This is a genomic window from Paenibacillus sp. PAMC 26794 (assembly GCF_000316035.1).
Taxonomy (GTDB): Bacteria; Bacillota; Bacilli; order Paenibacillales; family Paenibacillaceae; genus Paenibacillus.
Genome location: NZ_ANHX01000011.1, coordinates 197,221 through 219,082, shown reverse-complemented (window position 1 = coordinate 219,082; position 21,862 = coordinate 197,221). Strand labels below are relative to the sequence as shown.

Below are 21,862 nucleotides of genomic sequence, written 5' to 3'. Positions count from 1 at the left end.
TTACTTATCCTCCTTCAGCAGATTACTTCTGCCGGTATTTTTGAGGGCAGCTATAGCATCAGCTCTAGCCATTTCCTTCGCCTCTGTTTGGAGTTGTTCTGGTGACTTTTGACCAGCAGCCTGCGCGTTAGTTGGCGCTGTTCCATTGGCAGCTCCTGCAGGAAGATCAGGGTTATCACCTTCGGTATGACGACCACCACCACCCAATGCAGCTTGAGCCTGAGCTTCGTAAGTCGCGCCAATTTTTTCAATCTCAGATACTGGCAAGTGGGACAGCATAGCTTTCATGGTTTCCGTATTAAACGCTTCTCCCAACGCACGTACACCAGCGCCGCAAGCTTGCTCCGTAACCTTTGTCTTGTAGACTGCACCATCAGCAGCCTGAGCGCTAAGTGTAGCCAACTTTGAGGTAATGTCCGCATCATTTTCAACACCCAGCACAGCCCGGACTTGTCCGAGTACACTATTCGCAGCAGTCAGCGCGATTGTTTGAGTTTGTGATACTGCCAAAGCAGCCTTTTGTTCTTCTGTCACAGTGTCATCTCCTTCGGCCTGTATTTTGGCCTGTTCTAATGTTTGGTGCTGTTTGGATACAAAAGCGTTCATGCCGCCTTTGTTGCTGAAAAAATAAAAGACGCGTCCATCGCCATCCAGCGACTTCGCATCTAAGGGGAGTGGTTCATATTCAGTTTGCTGCTGGACCTCATTATCTTCTTGAATTTTTGACGAAAGGGAACCACGCGTGATGCCAGCTCCCTCATAGCCTCCATCGAATACAATTGAGTTTTCCATGATGTAACCGTCATCAGCAAGAACAAGACATTCTTTGCCATCGTATTCAAATCCCCTGATATGCGTACAATCAGGATTTCGGTAGTAATCCCCACCGCATATGCAACAGGTATGCTTCGTGGATATAAAGCCAGCTGATGTGTCGAAGATCGTACCCGCATCAATACCAGTAGCCAATTGGTCCGTGGATATCCCATTTGCTTCAAGACCCTTAGCCATGTAATGGTCACCGTATAGCTCCAGTTCCCCATTCTCCTCAACAATACGGCTGTCGAAGGTCCTGCCATATGGGAAAGAGAGTGATTCCCACTTTTGCCATGGATGGTCCACTAGCAGGGCCACACCTTCTTTGACTTGATCAGCCATCTTACGAAGAAAGTTTGGAGTTATTTTCATTTTGTACTTATCAATCCTCTTCGTTCCGATGATCCTTGCCTGGAAAACATGGACTTGTTCTTCGGTAAGAGGGACAAGTGCCTTTTGATTAATTTTTGACAGTTGCTCCACAGACGGTTTTGCCATTTGGTTTTTCACCTCCTTGATATAGTAAACTTGCCAACTCACTCATTCTGCGGAGTGACAAGAGGCTGTGTTTGAGCAGTAGAGCGTTTGTTCTCCAGTTCTGTAATTAACTCAAGCGGAATGTTAGGATCAAGACCTATTATCCATCTAGCCTCTGTAGCAGCTTCCCTAGACGTGATGTAACGTTCCTTTTCTGCAAGCACATAGTTGTTCAGCTTCGCTCTTAAATCTCGTTCTCGTTCCATCTCGGAACGCAAATCAATCGGAGCATAATCTGCTTGAACAAGCGTTTGAATACCACGTACTCTAGCAGCCATAGAAAAAGCCCGCTTCCAGAAACGCTTGGTTACGTTCCGTGCGGACTCTACAGACTTGATATATATTTGAGTATCCACGGAGCTGTATGTCTCAGTGGAACCTTGATGCCTAGACAGTAATGTGAGCAAAGTCTTCAATCCGGTTGCCATCTGAGTATCAATAATATCAATCAATTTTTTGATGTCGATCATCGGTCCTGAATTGCCACCCTTGAGATATTCAACTTTCACACTATCCCAATGAATCATAGCGTCATCTGGATTTAGCGAATTAAAATGCCCCATAATTTCACTCATACGTTCAGTCAACCACTTTTGTTGACCAGCAGGATTATTCTTATATTGATTTGGCATGTTTTTTAATAAGACTTCCTCAACCACGGAAATATCCAATCTTGGGTATCCCTGATTGTGAACAACTGCCTTCAAATCCTGCAAAACCTGTAAATGAAAAAACACCGCTTGAAGAACAGGTAATATCGGTGTTCGCCCATACGGATCATCTATCATCGGATCGAACTCTTCATAAATGAATGTCGGCGTATCGATCTTCTTATACTGACCATACCATTCTTCGCCAGTACGAGGTCGTGGATTCTTGATGTATTGCCAAGGCACAAGTCGATTCGTCCCCTCTTCTCTCCTAAACCAAATCGTCGCAGGGTCAACAGGTATGATATCAATCACATCGTTACAACGATCGTTAAGAACTACTTCACCAGCACAAGCCCCACGTACCATGATCATCATCCGCTGAATCGTATCAAGCTTGTCCAACGACCTTCCATGCTGATAACCAGGTGAGGGAAGTGGAGAATCCAGTAAGTTCTTGATTGCATCTAACGATCTCTGCCCATTCTTATCGTCACTGCCACTCTGCTTCTTTGCTGTAAATGTAAGTGGCGTGTCTCCCATACGCAGAAAGTTGTAGAGCGCATGCGAAATATCGGGATGAACAGACACAAGAATCTCAAGCAATTCCTCGGCTGTATGGTTTTGGAGTTTAGTCAGATCAATGTTATGAGCTCTCTGGTACTTTTTCGGGAGCCAATTGAATATATCCCATCCGTTTGATGACCTTGGCGAGGTCATTCTACCAATACCCATCATCTGCCGCTTTACGGCAGCCGGAAGAACTGAATTCGCAAATGAATAAATGGCTTTATGATACCATTTCAATGTTTCACCTCCAGACATAAAAATAGAAGGCAGGAAAAGTTTCCTTACCTTCTAAAGTTCTTCATACTTCTATGGATTTATAATATCATCGAGTTACTATAGTGTTACTACGGATTTAATGGACAACCTCTTATTAATCCCCCCAACAAAGAAGGAACGAGACAGTCACCCTTCACAGTACCTTTTCAACCACATCATATTTCGTAACAATGTGTCTAGCATCTTGTTTTCATTCTTAACACTGCTTTGTTAGTAGAGTGGTTTTGGCCACTTTCACCTTTATGCCTTATTTCACTACAAAGCATTTCTTTTCATCATACATTCTGTAAACAACATCAAGTTCAACTATCTCATTCATTTACAACTACAGAGATTTGTAGATATTGCCGACCAATTAGAGTTAACAATGCCTAAATGGACATTTTGCTTTATTTTTCCACCACCACGACATAAGGTACAGAATTTAGAGTCAGATGTAATAGAGGTAAACCAATTCCCAGGTCTCTTTGCATATTTCCCATCACTTCGAACCCATATTGGTTTAATATACTTAGTCCCTTTATCAAGTTCATATCTATCGTAAAACCCTTTATTGCTCTCAGCCCCATGGTGTGCTGCAGTTATTATCATTCCATTCGTCCAAGGTATTTCTTGATTAAACGACAAATCTGAATCTGCCGAAAATAATACTGCAGGGGTATTATCATTTCCTTCAGAGTGAAATACAAGGCTAAGCTTGTTGGCACGGGAAAGAGAGAGATATTCTAGCGCATCTAATTTTCGTGGTGAGACTTTAATAATTTCAATAGAGTTTATTGGCACTAAAGTCCCTTTTTCCCCACCCTCACTTCTTCTATCATCATACTGAAACCATCTAATTAAGGCTCCTTTATGATAAGCTTGAGAAGCAATTTCCTTTATGATTTTAGCCGTATCAATCGCTTCTACAAATAAGTCCCATTTAAATGAGCCCCTATCTTTCCAAATAATTGGAAGATAAGAGTAATGATTAAGTGTTAATTCTAATTTGAAATCAACATCAGAATAAGATTCCTCTATTCTGTCCATTATTAAGGATATTGGTTTTTCATCCATACCATTGGTTTCTTTCAATTTAGTATGTATTTTTTCTGAATGGATATCACCATACTCTTCTAATTTAAACTCAGTGTCATCATTACCTAAAGAATCAATCCTACTAACTAATTCTTCAATAAATTTATTTTCACTTTCAAGCAAATCTTGAAGTCTGTCTGTCCAAATTCCTGGTAACCAAACCTCTTTACAAGTAAGATGACTTTTTAAAAATCCCAGTATACCATATGCATGATCAGCATCACTATGTGTACAGACAATAATATCAACTTTATCCTTGCTAGTTGTAGCTTCAAAAAGATCAGGAAAATATTCTTGTGCTCTTCCGCCATCTACTAAAATAGATGTTTCCTCATGTTCAAGATAGAATGAATCTCCTTGACCAACTTTTAATGCAATGAATTTCCCCATCAAATCAGCTCCCTAAAATAGACTAATAAAACTCGACTTAAGATACCTACTTCCGTTATAGATACCTACAGTTTAATATAAACCAGTTATTTCAATATAATCTTATGCCGTTGATGACTCCTAGCATTTACCGGTACATTCGTTCCAGGCGATCGTTCTAAGCTGATTTCATTAATTTGATTGATCGGTATAACTTGTAACTCCAATTTCTATACTCAAATTAAAACATAAAAAGGGCGTTGTGATATTTTGTTTCCATTACTTTTAATAAATTCGCAAACAAACAGCACAACCAAGAAAGATACTTAATCTTGAGTTATATCCCGAAAACAACATGGACTGAATATACTCTATCATTTTCACTTCCAGAAGAAGCAGAAACAGAAAGTCCGTAAAATGTATCCTCATCTGGGAGCTTGACAGAATAATGCTTACGAGAACTGTACAAATTTGCTGTATCCATACATTCTTCTTGTGTCTCTACTTTGAAAAAGACAGATACCGCATCCATTTCCTGACCATCAAAATCTATATGTTGGATATTTTCAAAAGACAACAACTCATACTTTTTATTTCCAATCAAAATTTCTTTTCGCTCCATAATCCCTTCACTACTCCTTGTTAAAATAGTCTTTCTCTGATATTTAAATTTTGGTCGACTTAAGAATTATTTTATTTAATTAGCTCGCCCAATCTTCCCCCAAATCTCATTGATCGTAGCAACTGCTTCTTCTTTACTGTTGCACATTTCAGTGTGGTGCTCGCCAAATCCGTTTTCGCTTGTTTCATGTCCAACAACAGTTGCCATGTATTGACCATCAGGCAAAAGTGTAAAAAATCCTGAGTACATTTTGCCATTAATCATGCCGGATCTCACTTGTTCTGAATGCAGTTCCATAATAATTCCTCCTAAATAAAAAAATAATATCTAAATAAGCTAATTCGACAATCAAGAGGAAATTCCTTCCTTCGGGCATTCAGGCCTACTACAGAACTGCTTTACTACATACCATCTACCCATGCACAACCTTTGCATTCCTTTTTTGGCTACTTTTTGGGACGAACACAATGCTTCTTCCGTCTTCTGCTGCTGATCACTTCAATTCCTAAAATAAAAAAAGCCGATCCAGTGAAGGAACGACTTTGGCTGTGATATGTATTATTTAGATAATCTGCTTTCATACGCGATCTGAAAATGAGGAATGCCCTTATAAACAAAGAGGTACAAGCAACCAAATGCTATAATTCCATATACAAGTTTAAAAGCTGGGCCTCTCAATCTAAAAACAAACCTAACTAAAACAGCTGCTACTATGATTGGTAAAACCAAATAAATTCCTAATGCTTCAATCATTGCCATCGAAACGTCTGTAAATGACTTTTCTATTGAATCGTTTATAACGTCCATGTGTACCTCCTTCAAAAATTTAAAGATCGGCGGCCGTACAGTCTGCAGCAAAAAATGCTGCGCTCAATCATGCCCTCGTCTTTACGCTTCAAAGTTTTTTATACCAGTTACTCTCTATTTCATTGCCAAGATCATCTTCAAAGTTTATTTCTGTTGATCTTGATCAGTCTGACTCCGATTGATTTTGCAAGCACATAATCCTACTGAATTAAACTACTGTTAGTAATGACCATAGCTTATAGTGTGCCTTAGCCCCTTGGACTTCCTGCACAACTCTCAAACCTACATTTTTATAACGCTTGGCTATTACTGCACAATTCGTTGTTCTTCTTTAACATAATAAGATCCGCCCCAAAATAACCGGATGCTTTTTAACTTCTACTTTGTATCCCTAAGATCGAAACAAATGATTAAGATGATGCTCAAACCGTACTCCGTCCATATTATCAATTTCTACTATCCTGGACCACATAAGACATTCAGCTCGTTTAAGTTGAATGCTGATCATTAATACAATAACTCCCAACATCCCATTCCAGTCAATCCTTGGAACACTTCTGCTTCCTGCTTATCCTTGCTTTTCCGTCTTGCCATTATCATTTCTTTAAATGAGTAGATTAACCTAAGCACGTTCCGACAATCATTATTAAATTCACTGAATCAATTAGAGAAGCGAGAAAAGGTCCACCTCAGAGATGTTTCATTCTCGCCCTGATATTCAAAATACAAAACTATCATTTCTAAATTTTAGTAAAGGCTCATCATTCAACGTTACTCCAAATAATCGACAATCAATATTTTCCTTTATTATTAGGAAGTCTTATTTTTTTTCGTTCAAATTCCTCCTTTTTTAGAATTACATGATTCAATTCAAATCTTTCTTTATTCAGTTCCTCTATTTTATGGAGTTCTTTTTCTTGCTCTTCCTCTTTTTCTTTTTCGTCATAAGATTGAGAAACAATGGAGCTTAATAGTGCAGCTGTTTTGATCGAGTCATAATAGTAAAGCCCCATTATAATCAGGCAAACAGCCAACATTCCCATAGAAATGGAATTAATTGTCGTTTTCATTGAAATTAATGATAAACTATCTATTTGTTCAAGAGCATAATCAGAAAATTTAACTATCTTTTCTTTGAGTGGAAGTGACTCAAACTGCATATTGTTCAATTTTTCAGTTAAATTGCTAAGTTGGTCATTCAGCCTGTTACTAGAGTTGGTAGAGTTATTAAAAACAAGGCTCATAATTGTAACTACTACTGCAAATGTAGATACCACAGGAGCAAATCCTTTAGATTGTTCTAGATCAGTATCTAAATCAATTTTCAAAATCATTAATTCACTTAATGAAAGATCTTCTTTTAATTTATCTTTAAGAGTTTCTATTTTTTCTAAGTTTATTTTACTTTTTGGCTTATACCACTTCGTTTTCAACTCATATTCTTTACTCAAGTATTTTGAAGCACTTGGATATTCAGTATACTTCTTATTTATTGTAATCACTCCCTTAATTTATATATCGGAAATGTTCACAAAAAAGTATAGATTCTTTCATTGGGAATATTACTGACGGATTCTTTTTAATATGTATTACTGAGCGCTTTGGACTAGTTCCTCAAACAGATTGGCTAATTACTTCAGTTTGATTAGAGAATATTTTCTTCATCGTGAGACTACCGTTCCTCTCGTTCCCATCCTCCTCACAACATTTTAAATCAATTTGCTCGGTGGAGTTATTATTGCGGGTGTTGATTAATCGCTAGTCTGTTAAAAAGTAAACTACCAAGTCAATTCCCCATTTATCATCTTATATTAACCTAGAAAAAATCACTCTGTTCATATTTTTACGGTTACACTACTTATTGTCGGAAGTATTATAGACTGAGGTACCCCCAGCAAATATTCACCGAAGGTGAGAACATAAGCGTCAGCTCTGTCTGGTGATTTTAATCCGCGCTTCTTCATGTCCTTCTTACTTTCAAGGAGCATCTTACCTTTGCTGGTCATTGACCATTTTCTTGTATCGCTGATGACCGCGGCCATATGCCCAGTACGTTCGTTCCTCTATGCTGCGGCGAAGCTTCTCATATTCGAGGTCGTCTGGCTGAAAGTCAACCAAGGGGTTGTATGCTGCTGCATTAATCTGATCGATTAGCACGATTCTGATGTTCATATCAATTACCTCCATAAATTTATACCATTAAAAAGCCATCCTTTTACTAGGATAGCTTCACTGTTTGCCCAGTTATTTTCTGGTGCCGCGGATAGAATCCATGAACCTTAAGCATTATTAATCTCTGTTGGTTTTGTTCTACTGCCATATAAATCAGCATAACTTCATCGTCTGTCATATTCATGTTTAAAAGATTATCCAAGAGGTCCTTTTGATCATTTTGAAGTTTATATCCTGCAATAAAATCTAATATAAAAAAGAATGTATTAAGGTAACTTTGTATGAAATAGGAGTTCTCTGTAGGCTTCACTCCTCCTAGATATTGATCATGTGTCAGCATCCTAAAAATTCCGTTATATCCCGTATAATATTCTCCGTTTAAATAGTACTGAATTTCTTCAGCTCGTCTATTTTTAGTTTGGATGAGATCATTAACAATTCCCATTGCTGTTTGGAGATTCAGTAAGTTTTTCTGATCCTCCAATTGGTCAGCAGATCGAGCCGTTTCTTCTCGCTGTAACTTCAATTCTTCGGTCTGCATCTCCGTAGCTTCTCGTTGTAGTGACAACTCTTGTCGCTGCACTGCAATGGTGTAAATCAACCCGGCAAATGCGAAACCCGAAAATAATGCGTTGACCGCCCCAAACATATCCCCAAATGTTCCGCGATCATCATCCCCTACCCATCTATAAATCGCCGCTGCTGAACCAGCCCATATTAGAAAAATCCCTATAGCAATTATTGCAATATACTTCTTCTTCATCCGACCACTCCCAATCTATTTCTAATACATCTTCCAGTATCAGACAATAAGTGAGGTTGGTCAAGTTGATATAAGGGGCAACAAAAAAAGCACCCTAAGGTGCTTACGCAATAGTTATTTTCTTAGATGTACATGGTAAATACCATCGGAATACCTATTTTCTTCTTCCGATAGGCCATCTTTGACTTTCGTGACAGAAGCCACAGTTCGCTTTGGACGAATCTTTCCAAAGATTTCATCACCAGGTTCCAGATGATAAAGCCAATTGTAAGATTCGCTATCAACCTCTTCAACTGATAACTCGGCGATTTTCATTGGCCCTTCGTAAAAATGGATCTGATCTCCAACTACAAACTTTGGCATTGAAATTCCTCCTTGATTAATAGTTTTAAGGCATGTCACAGAGAATTTACTCTATGCTCTCGAATTAAATCAATACTACGATAATCATCATCATTCTTTTCTAAAATGGATACTAAGTAAATTCCAGCTTTAATTCCATAGCTTCTTGTATATGGTGGTAAATGACTCCTACTTCTAAGGTTCTCTTTGCTTTCTCCATGGTATTTTCCGATGAGCCCTGATTTAGTAGAAAGGGAAATAACATCATAATTATCCCAATTAAGATTATAGATATGTTCTGATATTTCGAACGCAGTTAGATCACCCGGTATTTCATAATCCCTTAAAGCTTGTAAGAGTTCATAAGATGCTGAATCATTGTATTCAAATTGTTTGGATACCATAGAAATAAAATCTTGATTTGTTTCTTCATGTACTTTTTTCGACATCACCATCACCCCATTTCCAAATTATATTTCCAGTATCATACAATTAAAAGAATGAAGTCAAGAACCTTATTTTTGTTGAGTTGGTTTCAATGTTAAGTGACCATCATATGCATGCGTACGCTCGCTCAGACGCTGTCTTCCGCTCTTCAATCGACTGATCCCTTGCAAACCGAACGTTCTCATATAAACGAGCTCAGAACGGCTCACATTCTGTCATATGAAGGCAAAAGAAAAAGCACCACGATGGGTGCTAGTGATACTAAATCGTATTATTGATCCACTGTTGAATGAACGCATCAGTTGATTTCCATGCTTCAATTAAACTGTCATGCGTGCTGCTTAACCAAGATGTGTTTGTATCCTTGTCAGTAATGACTTGTTTTAACTCAAAGATATAACTTTCATAAGCTTTAATATAACTTTCTATTTCTCCTCGGTCCAATTCCTTCTCCCGATAAATTCTTAACAACTCTATATGGCATTGTTGAGACATGGACAAGTAACCTTGAGCAACGATATAAATCGTCGTTTCATCATGCTTCTCCAATGTATTATAAGCCTCACATGCATCAGAATAAGAAAAATGCATGATCCGTTTGAAATGATATAGTGTATTGATTAATTGATCTTTCTCTTGATTTGGATTCACATAATCACTCTCCTTAGATATTCATATTTCGACATTTTGAATGTGTTTCCTCTCCGCGGATGCTTCGTTTTATAAGTCTTTGATGAATCTATTTTGTAGAATTACCCTAGACGAATGTATCTTCCATATGATGCAGCCTCCTTTTGGATACAAAAAAGACGCCTTAATGTGACGTCTCTCTTTTGTTTTACTTATTTAACTGCTTTCCTATAATATCCAGAACTTGAATAGGCAAACAGTCTAACTTCACTAACATTTTTATATACTGGTCTAACCCCTGTAAAGTTCTAACAAGCAAGGTGCTGTCAATATTGTCCTTAAGCTTAAAATGATAATTATCCTTCACAAAAGATTCTGCTAATAGTAGATCACAACTGTAAGGTAGATGCGACACAAAAGACATTCTAGAAATAAGATATTCTATAAACGCGATCAAATCATCAGAATAATCAGGCTCAGGCATACTAAACATGCTCCGATCCATTTCTACTGGTTCCCCTGAATAATATGATGCAGCTTGTTTTGAAAGGTAGTATGCATGATCGAATATTCTTTGAGTTAGACTTGGATCCATTTCACCATGAGTTAATTTTTTAGAAACAAATCCCTTCCTATCGGTAGATGTCAAATCAAACGTTGATTTGCATATCTCCATAAAAAATATAATTAATTGTGACGATGCATCTGCTAGTAAATACTTAATCAATGATTTTTTATCACCATAGCCTGTACGGTGATAAAGTTTTGTTAATGATCTCATGTGGTGTACATAATAATTTATTGCACCAAATGGCTCATTAAATCTTGCTTCTCCACTTAATGTATGGAACAGTTCACTAAGTAGAGGATCTTTTCTTAAAATTTCATTCCATGCATTCTTTCTTTGAACAAAAAATTCTCTATCTGTATAACCTAACCATTTATCCTTGTTTATTTCTAAGATTTCTTCTAGCTTATCTATATAATCATTGTCAATAACTTCAACGCCTGTCTCTTTCGCAAAGTCTTTGATATTCCAACGTGTTGGCTTTCTTACTAACAAGGCCCTGTTGGCATTTAAATAATTCTTCAATCCAGATAACCAGAAGATTCTATCTAGAGGTTTACTTTCACCGGACTTACATTCAGAAATCGCCATAACTCTACCAAATGAATCCGAATATTTAATTGCTAGAACATCTACATCAGTTGCAGTATCAATGTATCCTGTAGTGTAGATATTGATTCCTCGTCTAACAAAATATCCTTGCATCATAAACATTCTAGCAACTCTGTATTCCAGTGGGTCTCCAATTACTAGCTGAACTCGTGGAATTCTTGTACCGATAGTCACAGAACTTTCACTAGACTTAGCTCCCACTTGCTTAGTTTCCACTTTCTCAGCTTCATATCTTTTACCGCTGTTACTCTCAAGAGTTGATCTTTTTGTCGAAGCATCCTCAAAAGGGGGGGAATTCGCTAAAATACTGTCTTCTACAGAGCTCTCCCTCCCTGTAGAGGCGTCCTCTACATGACTCTCTTTCTCTAAAGGTGTGTCCTCTACATGGCTCTCTTTCTCTAAAGGTGTGTCCTCTACATGACTCTCTTTCTCTAAAGGTGTGTCCTCTACATGACTCTCTTTCTCTAAAGGTGTGTCCTCTACATGGCTCTCTTTCTCTAAAGGTGTGTCCTCTACATGACTCTCTTTCTCTAAAGGTGTGTCCTCTACATGGCTCTCTTTCTCTAAAGGTGTGTCCTCTACATGACTCTCTTTCTCTAAAGGTGTGTCCTCTACATGGCTCTCTTTCTCTAAAGGTGTGTCCTCTACATGGCTCTCCTTTACAGGGAGTACACTTACTGTTTTAGTTGCTTTTTTACTATTTTGATTATCATTTTCTGACACATTTATTTTATCTTGCTTTTTTCTAAGACTTTTAGGTTTAAAATCCTTTTTCATGTTATCGCCCCTTACGATGTGTACGTAAACAAAACACAAGACTATCTCGTTCTTGTTCCAATTGGGCTGGCAGCGGACTTGTAATTCGAACTTGTTCCGATGAAATGAAATTTCCTTGCTGCTTCAATTTTGTAGCAATTTCTGCATCATTAATTGGAGTAGGTAAGACGCCTTTTGTATCAAGAACCTCATACACTGTTTGAACAACATCTTCTTTTTTTAATTCCATGAAGTATCTACCTGGCTGCAGTCTAGATTCTACTACACTAACTATACCTCGTGCTAAAGGCATCGGGTAGTCCTCACCGATTGCCGTTGCAGGACCAACTGTCCCTTTTTCAAGGAGAGCATTAATCAAAACTGAAGGATCATTTATTCTCCCTCTACCAGTTTGTGAAAACAGTTGGCCAAACCTCAAACAATTTAGGAACAATTTAGCATCATCTAATACATCACTGCTTAATTCGTTTGCTCCTAAAGCTCCCCAAATATATGGCGCTGTAACAAAGTCTTGCTTCATTTTCCCTCTACTTGTTACAATACGAGATGAATCAATTAATCCACACTTAATAAGTAGTCCCACCGTATTTTGATTGAAATCACTGCGTAGAGGAGTACCAGGATTAGATCTTACATGCTCCAAAATATCAAGTGCTTCTTGTTTTTCATTAGGATTCAAATCATTTATTGTCACAAACACATCACTTGCGTTTGCTTGAAAAGCATTAGGATTATAAATTAATGCGTTGCCCTGGATTGTATCCTTTGTCTCCGATAAAATATTTAAAACAAGCATATGTTTTAACGTTATTTTAATCAGTTGCTCTGGATATCCTTTATGGGTTAGCAAATCAATCAATAAATCTTTTGGTATCGGAATTTTTAAAGTTTCTTGCAACATATGAATGGTCAACTTAGCTTGGACACTAGGATTTAGCTTTTCGAATAGCTCTCCTGTTACTGAAAGGATGTCCACTTTATCGGTTTTTCTCACTGTTATAGAAGTCAGAGGAACATCATCTAAAGCAGAACCACTCCAGCTTATTTGTACTGCTTCCATCTGTTCAAGAATTTTTAATACATCAGTGCATTCTCTAGGTTTTAATCCTGCCATTTTCCTGTAAATATCAAATTGAGTAGCATTTACTCTACCCAATCTTCGCATAGGAGACAACAGCATACTAACCTTTGCAGAAATAATAACTGATTCGTATGGATCGAAGACTGCTTCATTTAGATTGAAACTTTGAATAGACTTATACGTGTTAACAACCCATGCCCCAGTAATCGCATAACTTTCGGTTAGTAATTGCATCATTTTTCCCCCAAGGTTTAAAAATAGTAAATAAGACAATTTACGAGAATATAATAGCACATTTTTCCTATAAACGTAATCCTAATACAGATCAATATACCTAGAGATACATAAATAAAACTCATGAGTTACAAAAAAACACGTTTTTGCGTCGTTTTCAAATTGTTTTTCAGTTTACTTATGATATATATTTTTAACGGTGATCTTACCCGCTTTCCCCACATCCACAACGCCACATCTTCAAGATTTCAAAAGATTCTTGTCGGGCCCTCTCCAGTGTGCCTAGTACTGTAACGAGCACTAGGCACACTGGAGAGGGCTTAACTTCTCTATGTGCCTAATTTATTGCTGTTTCAGGGTCATTCGATTGCAAACATATCGTCAATTTAACGTCACTTTCGTGGGCCATAGCATCCCACAATCCTTGAAGGTGATGCTATGCTCTTTTTTATTATCCCCACTATATGATTGGGAGATTTAATCTTCAGTTTATCTTTTTATTGACACACTACTTATTGACGGAAGCATTATAGATTGATGTGCTCCCAGCATATATTCACCGAAGGTGAGAACATATGCGTCCGCTCTATCTGGTGACTTGAGACCACGTTTTTTCATGTCCTTCTTGCTTTCAAGGAGTATCTTCCCCTTACTGGTCATTGACCATTTTCTTGTAGTCAATTGAGAAGTGAGTATATCATCATCAGGAAGTTGTAGGACTGCCTGCTCATTGTTCATATAATTGCTCATATTTTGTTCCAGTTGCCCCTTTATATAAGCCCACATTTCAGCGCCCAGGTTTCCATAATGTTCATCCAAAGATGATGATCCATTGTTAATTGGAATGACTTCATACGGGAGTCCTTCTTCTGCTATAACCTCATTCAAACGATCCGTGACACCACCACCTACACCGGTATCATCTATTCTGATTCTCGTATGAACGACTTCTGGGTACTGTGGCAACAATTCTCTTATCAAATTCAACACCCAGCCAGCAGTAACCATTGTATCTTTCTTGAAATGATGATGATGCCCAACTGTTACAGGACCTATCCCCGCGTACATTGACGTCTCGTCATCACCAAAACGGGCAACGTCACAGCCGATGGTCAGGATATCTCCTATCGGTTCTAGGGTTACATCTTTGGCAGCAAATTCAGCCACTTCTAAAGCAATGAAAGTTTCAGATTCTCCACGAGGGAATTCCCCTTCCACCCGTACACGCCATACATCAGAACCTTTTCCATACTTTCGTTCAAGCATAGCTATGTTCTCTTTGCTTGTTCGAGGACTGTTTAAGCAGGACACTTTATGTGTATTGTAATCCGCACGGTCTCGGTTGTGAGAGTCATAGAATACACCACTGGTCCGAGTTGGGTTCCCACACATGAGCAGCTTATTGAATTCACCTGAGAGCGTTCCCAGGATAGCCTCCATGATACGATCTTCAACCCCGGAAGCTTCGTCCACAATGAAAAGCATGTAGTCTTCATGGAAACCCTGCATGTTTTCTGGCTTAGTTGCTGTCCGGGCTGTAGCAAACCAGCGCTCCTCGTAATTTCTCATGTAAATCTTAGTCTTCGTCCACTTGAGTATCCGTTTGAGCAAAGGGCTTTTCTCTTGCCACTTGCTAATCTCTGCCCACAAGACATCGTGCAACTGCTGACGAGTCGGTGCAGTACAGATAACCTTCGGAAACGGGAAGCACGACAGGAACCATAATGCCACCGCAGCCTCAAGGCCGGTCTTACCAACACCTTGTCCAGATCGCACCGACACCCGTGGGCTTCCCGCTATATCCATTAACACTTCTGCTTGCCACTCATCAGGAGTGAATTTCAGTAGCTCCACGCAAAAAAGAACCGGGTTCTTCCGGTACTCTGGAATGCGTTTTTTGAATGCAGCAAAGCGGCGTTTTGTTTGCGGAGACTCTTTACTCACCAGTTTCCACCGCCTTTACCCAATCTTCGATCAGATCATCCTCGGTATCTCCATCGCCGTTCTTAAGTTTCTCAATCTCAAGGCGGGTTTTATCAACTTTGGCCTGCATCTGATCCAGTTTCAATCTTCGCTCATCTTCCTGCGGCGCGATATCAAGGAATTGTTTGATAGCTCCCCTGATCTCACGCATGACCGTAGCCTCTGCCTTGATGAAACTAGCGTATTTATCCCAAGCGAATTGAATTTCCCATTCGTATTCATCTCCATACTCACCTGGTTTCTCTCTTTTCAACTCTTTGGTCATATCTTCTTTGTCTTTGATGAAGAAAATACGCTGCGCCCAAATGATTTTACGGAAACCCTGGGTGATGTTATGCCAGATCATATCTATCGGTTCCATTTGCTGAACAATATCTATGAGTTCTAGGTACTCAGGATCTTGCGGCTCGAACTTACGGAACAATCCATGTGTTACAGCTTTCTGATTGCCCAGCGGCCCCCCTTTACCCCCTCTGTTACCTTTAGCATTCTGATTGCCACGAGGAGCACCTGGTTTAGCGTTAGCCATCTTCCCTTCCCATTGATCAAGCGATTTCCACTTTCGGACTGATTCAGGTGTAATGCCCAACTTTTCCGCAATCTCTTTCGGCTTCATCACAGCGCCGCTATCTTTCCATATCTTGAACGCTTTCTTCCGATTCGGATTCTGTTTTCTGCTCACAAAATTATCACCACTTTCATGTAATTGAGTTGGAATTCCTATTTAAGGTCAGTAATAGTCAAACGTTACGAATCAAAATAAGCCTCCGTCTGAATCGTAGGCTGTTGTTCTGTACTCATATTCACTAAATAATGTAAGTTGACTGAAACATAAAGGTAATTCTGTTTCACTCATTTCAGGCATAAAAAAACGTGTTTCTTCATCTAATGTACTCATATTATTTAAATGAGTGCACTAAACGGTGATTTATGTTTCACTCATATCACCTTAATTTCAGAATTGCTCTGTCCATCATGTCCTGAGTTAACCCAATATAGTCCAAAGTCTCTCTTGGATCGATGTGTCCGAACATCTCCATTAGTAACGCTAAATTCTCTGGATCGTCCATATAAAGGCGGTATGCCCAAGTCTTCCGCAGCGAGTGAACACCGATGTCTTTCAATCTGAATTCACGAGCTGCTTCACTCAGAAAACGATATGCAGTGGTTCGATCAATCGGCTGTTTCCGCATTCGACTTACTGTTTTAACTTGGCGGCTTGGAAATAGACAATCATTCGGGAACATGTGCGCAGTGTAGTCATCCAAATCTGATCGAATACTTGGATGAATTATAAATGTTTTAGCATGCTTGTTCTTTTGCTCAACCATGCTTATGTGAGTTCCCTTAGTTTGCCACACTCTAAGACTAAGTAAGTCAGAAACACGAAGTCCGCTGTATATACCCATACAAAAAAATAAGTAATTACGCATGCTTCGTATATAGAAGTATTCCTTCATCCCATCTATAATACGTTCGTCGCGAATTGGTTGTACCTTTCTCATTCAATCACCTTCTTTGACTCTTCTGATCCTTTCCAACACCGTGGCATAATGCATAATTGATTTACACCTGTCCAAGTTCCCCATCCACACCCACGACACTGTTCCGGCTGCTTGTCCGATACTCTTGGAATAGCCGGTTCATTTCTGCTGTAAAAATGACCATCCATACTCTTCCCTCCAATACAAAAAGGCCGCTCCTGAGAGCGACCTTTTATTTACGTTATTTATATGTATTTAAGATAACATGCTATAATTGCGTATTTACTTCATATTTTCTAGATGTGTTAATCGCCCCCACTCCGCAAGCGCCATCCTTTCCATAATATACGTAATGTAAAAAGGGCCGAAGCTCCTATTTTCATTACGTATATTGCTCTGCTCTTAGATTGGTCGGTCATACGCTTTTAAACTGATGGATCATTTTATTGCGTTAATGATCTTATATCCACCCCAAATATTTGTGGGAATAATGTTTCAACGCGGCTACTTTTAATTTTTATGTTTCGAAAGCTAATAATTCCCATTAAAGTTTCCGATATATTAGTGTTGTTACAATACTTGTTTACAACAGGTTTAGAAACTCAAGGAGGAGTAAAGAAATGATTTTGCGTAAGAAATGGATGTTACTAACGCTAATAATGGCTGTTGTATTGCTATTAGCAGCTTGTGGAGGAAAAGAAAGTGATGCCGATGTAGTGGGACAAGACGGTCCTCAAGACCATTCACTAGAGGATTTCATGCCACTAAGTGAAGGACTGGAAAATTATTCAGTTTGGATTACAACGGATATTTATCCTGAAAGAAGGACTTATTTTGACGGTGTTTATGTTTTTGCAAACGGAGAAGTAACTGCTTATACGAACTGGGCAAACCTTTATATGAGGGATATTATCAATCTTACAGATGATGAAATTATTCAGTTGGTAAAAGAAAAAGCAAGCGTTACATATACAGGGAAGTATAAGCTGGACATCACTTTAGATGGAGTAGGACAAAATACTGAATCATTAGCAGTTGTTTTAGAACCTGGTTATACAATGGTACACAAATCAAAAAACTACACCCCTGACAGGTATAAAGATAAAGGGTTTTCAACCCTAGAGGAATATGCAAAAGAATTAGAATCAAATGGGCAAAACGGTAAAGTTCAAGAAGTTGGTGATGATTACATAGTTTTTGCTACTGTAGGTGAGGAGCCGCACTCACTTATATCAGACATAGGACCAGGCATGCTTACACAGAAATTATTAGATAAAACATACTCAGGATTAATCTGGCGCGATGATCGAAGTATATTAACAAGGGTTGAAGATTCATTTATTGGTTTTAGAGCAGACGGTCCGGATACTAAAAAAGATAACGTAACAATTGAAGGACAGTAAACAAAGGCACATGCTGATAGAGCATGTGCCTTTGTTTATCTTTTTCCCCAGAATTTACTCTGGGATCTCCCCGCAACCTTAATAAACCTTTTACACACACCCCTTATTGTAGTTCGCTACCTTTACATCTTCTATTTTCATTGGAACAATTCGTGCTGCACATATCAGTATCAGCGCTGGAGCGTGGAAACTCATTGTCACATATAATACATTTTTTTGTGTTAGACTTGTAGATAGTGTAGCACTCTTGGGGACTAATACTTAAATTCCACCAGTCGCGTCTTGAGGTACGCCTTTACTGGACGGTTATGTACTCAAAAGTTCATGGTTATGGCGATATGGCAATTAGTATAATATACGCATCGAATGTCGGCGCTCCTATACTCACTATGTTAAGTACCCTGGCAGACGGTCCCCGACTGTGGAAGATCATGCATGACAATTCAACGATCCCTCTCGCAAACAACATATAACCCCTCCTAAATACTAATATATTTACATAACGTATTGAGATTGGAGCAATGCCCCATTTGGACACCATGGAATGGACAAAAGACTTTGCTAGATGCTTTGGATGGATGTGTTTGTATCCATCCAGAACTATCTGAAATAAAACAAAGAGCAGGATGGATACCATCACTGCTCTTTGTTTTATTGTTTACGACTAACTTGGCATAATTAAACCAATCTCACCTTCGTTATTACGACCTCTTCCATAGTCGATTGTTACAAAATCTAACGTTCGATTGAATTTCAGACTGTTAGCTATATTAGCTATAGCTCTGCGTCTTTTGTCCGCAAACGTAGTCGCTGCGATACCAGGAACGTCCTTGCGATATCCTTTTTCCATGTATTCTTGAGCTTTCAAATACTTCTTACCATCTAGGAACAGTAATTTTGCTACCACACCCTCGTGGACATCTTTTAAATTGTTTATAGCAAATCGGACATTGTTAGAAATGAACACATATAGTTTGTAGTTGGCGTGACGCTTGTCTTTCATGATAACTGCATTTGCCGTGACATCTGCAGTCAGTTCATGGCCTGATTCGCGTTTCGCAACCGTTCCCTCCGCAGACAACAACTCATAAGCTGACATACCATTCTCGATCTGCTTGAGTGCGTACTCATAATTTTGAATGATGTCAATCATGTCCACATATTTACAAAGAAGCCATTTGGTTTTACGGATATCTTCTTCATCCACATCCGAAAAAAAGTTTAATTGAATGATCTTTTTGGTATCATCAACGTCTTCCTGCTTAGGTGTGATAACTACTACTTCTTCTGTGCTCATGCCGTTCCCTCCCGGATCTCCCGTTTACATTTTTCTCTCATCAATTCCAAGCACCGATCTTCGAACCACTCAAGTTCCCTCTTAAGCTGATCCCGGTCGGATGCAATCTTGGCATTGATTTGAGTCAGATCTTCCATTGCTTGATCACGTTCGTTTATAGCTTCAATCAAATCCTCTGGAGCTACGCCTTCCCACTCATTTATCAAACCAGCTACTCGGTTGTTCATTCCACCACCAGCTTCCCTAACTTTTTCAGGCTCCGTCTGCTATGGACCCCGGTGAAGCTATTGAGGTATGCAATCTTTTTCATGGTTCGTGAAGAGTCCAATTGCGCTGCCATCCGATCAGGGAAAGTCATTTCATGACAGTGTTCATCATATCTAATCTTCTGAGCCTCAAGCCCGATTACCAGGCAGGATTGTATTGCAACGGCATCGTCGTAAGTTAATCCAAACTGTCTCATTCTGTATCCACTCCTTCCCCACCCAAAAGTTCAGGGTTTTCGTAGATATTTCCGATCACTTCTCCGTCAGCGATGTATCCCAAATGTAAGCCCATTAAAGGCTCCTTGCCTCTGAATAACTGGAACATGCCTCCGTATAACCTCACTACCAGATTTTCAGGCAAAGGGCCGCTACTCTCAAAATTCAACTTACTTACTTTAACGATATCGCCATCGTAGTAATCCTTACCTTTGCTGTCCTTTATTCCGGAATAGAGCATTAACACCATGTACGGTGACCATATGCATACCTTCAACCAGTTCCGTTCCAAGAACTCGTATGACATTTCTTTCGTTTCTGTATCCCACGCTCTTGCTTTGAATTCATACAGGCTCATGCTTATCCGCTCCTTCCTCAACCTTTGGATATATAGACAAACTTTCATCTGTATCAATAAACAATGCTCTTAGCTTAGAAGGGAAGCGCCCCGGGTTCTTTTCCTGCAATCGTTTTTCTCGTTGCTTCATGTATGCTTGGATATCTTCTTTGATCATTTCTTTTTCGCTTTTGGTGTGAAGGACGTACAAATCATGCGATTCTACATCTCTTCCTACTACGATCAATGTTCCATTCTCTGTGCCAGCAAGTATCTGAAGAGTCTTGCCGTTCAGTTCTTGCCACTCAAATGGTTTTCCGAAATTCAAGTCTTTCATTGTTCCGCTCCTTCCTCGACCTTCGAAAATGAATACTGGCTTGTTTCGTCCGCTCCACAATAAGGACAAAAGTTAGCTCTGGAGGACGGTTCGACTAGACTGAAAAACCCATCGCAGTCCATGCACGCATATGTGATTACCTCTTTACTCATTGTTCCGCTCCTTCCTTGGGAGCCAACACTGGCTCTCCATCACGTCTCACAACGGCTGGAACGCCTGTTACCGGGTCTACAATTAACAGGTAGGTGTCATCGTCTCCATCGTTACAATCTGGCTGGTAATTCTCAAAGTTTTGTCCGCATTTAGGGCAATCATCAAGCTCATGACCATCCAGTTCATAGAAAACACTCTCGCATGCGAAGCAATACATTTCGTTAATCTCAATTGCCATGTTGCTGGTTTTGTGGAAGTCGATTGTTTTACTCATGGTTTGTATATCCTCCTATTTGGGGAGACCAGAAACCCTTATCCGGCCTCGCTTCGCTTAGTATTTCGGTCGAATCGGACGCCTCCGGCCAATTATTTACGGTCTAATTTTGACCCATGCTTTTTCATCATTTCGTAAGTGAAATCAATGCAGTGCCCAATTGCTTCACTGCGGTTGATAGATTCAAATCCCTTTTCAGATAGCATCTCTATAATTTGACCAAGCTTTTTTGCTTGCCCGTTGTCGATGTGTAGTAATTTCACGTCTATCCCTCCTATGTTATAAGTCCAGTACAGCCAATAACGCGGATTAGTTATTGAAATTCAGTGAATTGATTAATGCGCACTTGCTAATACCTAATTCCATGATTTTGTCCTCAATTTTTACGGGATCAATATAGTCGAATCCTGACCACATTTCGATTTCGTGGTTTACGTTCCCAACGAATATTTCATGTCGCTCAATCCTGCAAATAGGATAACTTTCAGCGACTTTCCACGCATCGAGCTTATTCCTTGATGGTTGAAACTTTTTTACCTCATACATCAACGATCCATCTTTATCAACCCAGTATTCATTTTCCCATGACTCAGGTTTATGCCTTTTCCAACACATGACCTTTTCCGCAACCAATGTATCAATTTCCTCGCCAGGCTCCATCTCCAACACTTGCTCCCGGGTCAACGCTGTTTTTGTCATCTATATATCCTCCCCACCCTTATTTTCGTTTGAAACTGAAGCTTGCTATTGAAAGGAACATAA

At 39.2% G+C, this 21,862-nt stretch carries 26 protein-coding genes; 1 reads left to right on the top strand and 25 read right to left on the bottom strand.

Annotated features, from left to right (window positions below):
* The 17 genes from D829_RS0106175 to D829_RS0106090 all read right to left on the bottom strand — a co-directional run bounded on the left by D829_RS0106175 (position 1) and on the right by D829_RS0106090 (position 16,838).
* Entirely contained in the window at positions 1 to 1,314 is a 1,314-nt protein-coding gene (locus D829_RS0106175) for a hypothetical protein (protein WP_017687984.1), read from the bottom strand.
* Positions 1,315 to 1,352: 38 nt separating this feature from the next.
* Positions 1,353 to 2,810, bottom strand: a complete 1,458-nt coding sequence (locus D829_RS30505) for a hypothetical protein (RefSeq protein ID WP_017687983.1) — start codon at positions 2,808 to 2,810, stop codon at positions 1,353 to 1,355.
* A gap of 354 nt (positions 2,811 to 3,164) precedes the next feature.
* A complete protein-coding gene (locus tag D829_RS0106165; RefSeq protein ID WP_017687982.1) occupies positions 3,165 to 4,316 on the bottom strand; it encodes an MBL fold metallo-hydrolase in 1,152 nt (383 codons plus the stop codon).
* A gap of 316 nt (positions 4,317 to 4,632) precedes the next feature.
* Positions 4,633 to 4,917 (bottom strand): hypothetical protein, encoded by a 285-nt coding sequence (locus D829_RS0106160; RefSeq protein ID WP_017687981.1) that lies wholly within the window; start codon positions 4,915 to 4,917, stop codon positions 4,633 to 4,635.
* Positions 4,918 to 4,992: 75 nt separating this feature from the next.
* Positions 4,993 to 5,214 carry a hypothetical protein gene (locus D829_RS0106155; protein ID WP_017687980.1) on the bottom strand — a complete coding sequence of 74 codons (222 nt, stop codon included), beginning with the start codon at positions 5,212 to 5,214 and terminating at the stop codon, positions 4,993 to 4,995.
* Positions 5,215 to 5,475: 261 nt separating this feature from the next.
* Positions 5,476 to 5,724, bottom strand: a complete 249-nt coding sequence (locus D829_RS0106150; RefSeq protein WP_017687979.1) for a hypothetical protein — start codon at positions 5,722 to 5,724, stop codon at positions 5,476 to 5,478.
* Positions 5,725 to 6,515: 791 nt separating this feature from the next.
* Complete coding sequence (locus D829_RS0106145; RefSeq protein WP_017687978.1) at positions 6,516 to 7,175, bottom strand: hypothetical protein; 660 nt, start codon at positions 7,173 to 7,175, stop codon at positions 6,516 to 6,518.
* A 538-nt stretch (positions 7,176 to 7,713) separates the two neighbouring features.
* On the bottom strand, positions 7,714 to 7,896 hold the full coding sequence (locus D829_RS33980; protein ID WP_017687976.1) for a hypothetical protein: 183 nt from the start codon (positions 7,894 to 7,896) through the stop codon (positions 7,714 to 7,716).
* A gap of 46 nt (positions 7,897 to 7,942) precedes the next feature.
* A complete protein-coding gene (locus tag D829_RS32335) occupies positions 7,943 to 8,659 on the bottom strand; it encodes a hypothetical protein (RefSeq protein WP_017687975.1) in 717 nt (238 codons plus the stop codon).
* A 114-nt stretch (positions 8,660 to 8,773) separates the two neighbouring features.
* Positions 8,774 to 9,022 (bottom strand): hypothetical protein, encoded by a 249-nt coding sequence (locus D829_RS0106125; protein ID WP_017687974.1) that lies wholly within the window; start codon positions 9,020 to 9,022, stop codon positions 8,774 to 8,776.
* A 35-nt stretch (positions 9,023 to 9,057) separates the two neighbouring features.
* Positions 9,058 to 9,450 carry a hypothetical protein gene (locus tag D829_RS0106120; RefSeq protein WP_026081028.1) on the bottom strand — a complete coding sequence of 131 codons (393 nt, stop codon included), beginning with the start codon at positions 9,448 to 9,450 and terminating at the stop codon, positions 9,058 to 9,060.
* A 259-nt stretch (positions 9,451 to 9,709) separates the two neighbouring features.
* Positions 9,710 to 10,099: a hypothetical protein gene (locus D829_RS0106115; RefSeq protein WP_017687972.1), complete on the bottom strand. Its 390-nt coding sequence runs from the start codon at positions 10,097 to 10,099 to the stop codon at positions 9,710 to 9,712.
* A gap of 187 nt (positions 10,100 to 10,286) precedes the next feature.
* Positions 10,287 to 12,035, bottom strand: coding sequence for a hypothetical protein (locus D829_RS0106110; protein ID WP_017687971.1), 1,749 nt, complete (start codon positions 12,033 to 12,035; stop codon positions 10,287 to 10,289).
* Between the two features lies 1 nt (position 12,036).
* Positions 12,037 to 13,353, bottom strand: a complete 1,317-nt coding sequence (locus D829_RS0106105) for a hypothetical protein (RefSeq protein WP_152416953.1) — start codon at positions 13,351 to 13,353, stop codon at positions 12,037 to 12,039.
* 486 nt (positions 13,354 to 13,839) lie between these two features.
* Positions 13,840 to 15,240 (bottom strand): DEAD/DEAH box helicase family protein, encoded by a 1,401-nt coding sequence (locus D829_RS0106100; RefSeq protein ID WP_193748457.1) that lies wholly within the window; start codon positions 15,238 to 15,240, stop codon positions 13,840 to 13,842.
* 46 nt (positions 15,241 to 15,286) lie between these two features.
* A complete protein-coding gene (terS, locus tag D829_RS0106095; RefSeq protein ID WP_017687968.1) occupies positions 15,287 to 16,015 on the bottom strand; it encodes a phage terminase small subunit in 729 nt (242 codons plus the stop codon).
* Positions 16,016 to 16,277: 262 nt separating this feature from the next.
* Positions 16,278 to 16,838 carry a tyrosine-type recombinase/integrase gene (locus D829_RS0106090; RefSeq protein ID WP_017687967.1) on the bottom strand — a complete coding sequence of 187 codons (561 nt, stop codon included), beginning with the start codon at positions 16,836 to 16,838 and terminating at the stop codon, positions 16,278 to 16,280.
* 599 nt (positions 16,839 to 17,437) lie between these two features.
* On the opposite strand from D829_RS0106090, the gene D829_RS0106080 reads away from it, so the two are divergent.
* Complete coding sequence (locus tag D829_RS0106080; protein WP_017687965.1) at positions 17,438 to 18,220, top strand: hypothetical protein; 783 nt, start codon at positions 17,438 to 17,440, stop codon at positions 18,218 to 18,220.
* 664 nt (positions 18,221 to 18,884) lie between these two features.
* Here D829_RS0106080 and D829_RS0106070 read toward each other — a convergent pair.
* The 8 genes from D829_RS0106070 to D829_RS0106030 all read right to left on the bottom strand — a co-directional run bounded on the left by D829_RS0106070 (position 18,885) and on the right by D829_RS0106030 (position 21,799).
* On the bottom strand, positions 18,885 to 19,517 hold the full coding sequence (locus tag D829_RS0106070; protein WP_017687963.1) for a hypothetical protein: 633 nt from the start codon (positions 19,515 to 19,517) through the stop codon (positions 18,885 to 18,887).
* Positions 19,514 to 19,744, bottom strand: a complete 231-nt coding sequence (locus D829_RS0106065; protein ID WP_017687962.1) for a hypothetical protein — start codon at positions 19,742 to 19,744, stop codon at positions 19,514 to 19,516. Before D829_RS0106065 ends, D829_RS0106070 begins: the two co-directional genes overlap by 4 nt.
* Positions 19,741 to 19,980 carry a hypothetical protein gene (locus D829_RS0106060; RefSeq protein WP_017687961.1) on the bottom strand — a complete coding sequence of 80 codons (240 nt, stop codon included), beginning with the start codon at positions 19,978 to 19,980 and terminating at the stop codon, positions 19,741 to 19,743. The genes D829_RS0106065 and D829_RS0106060 overlap by 4 nt, the downstream gene beginning before the upstream one ends.
* Entirely contained in the window at positions 19,977 to 20,357 is a 381-nt protein-coding gene (locus D829_RS0106055; RefSeq protein ID WP_017687960.1) for a YopX family protein, read from the bottom strand. The genes D829_RS0106060 and D829_RS0106055 overlap by 4 nt, the downstream gene beginning before the upstream one ends.
* Positions 20,344 to 20,673, bottom strand: a complete 330-nt coding sequence (locus D829_RS0106050) for a hypothetical protein (RefSeq protein WP_017687959.1) — start codon at positions 20,671 to 20,673, stop codon at positions 20,344 to 20,346. The genes D829_RS0106055 and D829_RS0106050 overlap by 14 nt, the downstream gene beginning before the upstream one ends.
* 148 nt (positions 20,674 to 20,821) lie before the next feature.
* Positions 20,822 to 21,100, bottom strand: a complete 279-nt coding sequence (locus D829_RS0106040) for a hypothetical protein (RefSeq protein ID WP_017687957.1) — start codon at positions 21,098 to 21,100, stop codon at positions 20,822 to 20,824.
* Positions 21,101 to 21,192: 92 nt separating this feature from the next.
* Positions 21,193 to 21,363: a hypothetical protein gene (locus D829_RS33640; RefSeq protein ID WP_017687956.1), complete on the bottom strand. Its 171-nt coding sequence runs from the start codon at positions 21,361 to 21,363 to the stop codon at positions 21,193 to 21,195.
* Positions 21,364 to 21,409: 46 nt separating this feature from the next.
* Positions 21,410 to 21,799 (bottom strand): hypothetical protein, encoded by a 390-nt coding sequence (locus D829_RS0106030; protein ID WP_017687955.1) that lies wholly within the window; start codon positions 21,797 to 21,799, stop codon positions 21,410 to 21,412.
* Between the last annotated feature and the right edge of the window lie 63 nt (positions 21,800 to 21,862).

Excerpts from the sequence above, each read along its gene's own strand:
- D829_RS0106175 (WP_017687984.1), bottom strand. The coding sequence starts at position 1,314 with ATGGCAAAACCGTCTGTGGAGCAACTGTCAAAAATTAATCAAAAGGCA.
- D829_RS0106165 (WP_017687982.1), bottom strand. The coding sequence starts at position 4,316 with ATGGGGAAATTCATTGCATTAAAAGTTGGTCAAGGAGATTCATTCTAT.
- D829_RS0106160 (WP_017687981.1), bottom strand. The coding sequence starts at position 4,917 with ATGGAGCGAAAAGAAATTTTGATTGGAAATAAAAAGTATGAGTTGTTG.
- D829_RS0106155 (WP_017687980.1), bottom strand. The coding sequence starts at position 5,214 with ATGGAACTGCATTCAGAACAAGTGAGATCCGGCATGATTAATGGCAAA.
- D829_RS0106150 (WP_017687979.1), bottom strand. The coding sequence starts at position 5,724 with ATGGACGTTATAAACGATTCAATAGAAAAGTCATTTACAGACGTTTCG.
- D829_RS33980 (WP_017687976.1), bottom strand. The coding sequence starts at position 7,896 with ATGAACATCAGAATCGTGCTAATCGATCAGATTAATGCAGCAGCATAC.
- D829_RS32335 (WP_017687975.1), bottom strand. The coding sequence starts at position 8,659 with ATGAAGAAGAAGTATATTGCAATAATTGCTATAGGGATTTTTCTAATA.
- D829_RS0106125 (WP_017687974.1), bottom strand. The coding sequence starts at position 9,022 with ATGCCAAAGTTTGTAGTTGGAGATCAGATCCATTTTTACGAAGGGCCA.
- D829_RS0106120 (WP_026081028.1), bottom strand. The coding sequence starts at position 9,450 with ATGTCGAAAAAAGTACATGAAGAAACAAATCAAGATTTTATTTCTATG.
- D829_RS0106110 (WP_017687971.1), bottom strand. The coding sequence starts at position 12,035 with ATGAAAAAGGATTTTAAACCTAAAAGTCTTAGAAAAAAGCAAGATAAA.
- D829_RS0106105 (WP_152416953.1), bottom strand. The coding sequence starts at position 13,353 with ATGATGCAATTACTAACCGAAAGTTATGCGATTACTGGGGCATGGGTT.
- D829_RS0106090 (WP_017687967.1), bottom strand. The coding sequence starts at position 16,838 with ATGAGAAAGGTACAACCAATTCGCGACGAACGTATTATAGATGGGATG.
- D829_RS0106080 (WP_017687965.1), top strand. The coding sequence starts at position 17,438 with ATGATTTTGCGTAAGAAATGGATGTTACTAACGCTAATAATGGCTGTT.
- D829_RS0106070 (WP_017687963.1), bottom strand. The coding sequence starts at position 19,517 with ATGAGCACAGAAGAAGTAGTAGTTATCACACCTAAGCAGGAAGACGTT.
- D829_RS0106065 (WP_017687962.1), bottom strand. The coding sequence starts at position 19,744 with ATGAACAACCGAGTAGCTGGTTTGATAAATGAGTGGGAAGGCGTAGCT.
- D829_RS0106060 (WP_017687961.1), bottom strand. The coding sequence starts at position 19,980 with ATGAGACAGTTTGGATTAACTTACGACGATGCCGTTGCAATACAATCC.
- D829_RS0106055 (WP_017687960.1), bottom strand. The coding sequence starts at position 20,357 with ATGAGCCTGTATGAATTCAAAGCAAGAGCGTGGGATACAGAAACGAAA.
- D829_RS0106050 (WP_017687959.1), bottom strand. The coding sequence starts at position 20,673 with ATGAAAGACTTGAATTTCGGAAAACCATTTGAGTGGCAAGAACTGAAC.
- D829_RS0106040 (WP_017687957.1), bottom strand. The coding sequence starts at position 21,100 with ATGAGTAAAACAATCGACTTCCACAAAACCAGCAACATGGCAATTGAG.
- D829_RS0106030 (WP_017687955.1), bottom strand. The coding sequence starts at position 21,799 with ATGACAAAAACAGCGTTGACCCGGGAGCAAGTGTTGGAGATGGAGCCT.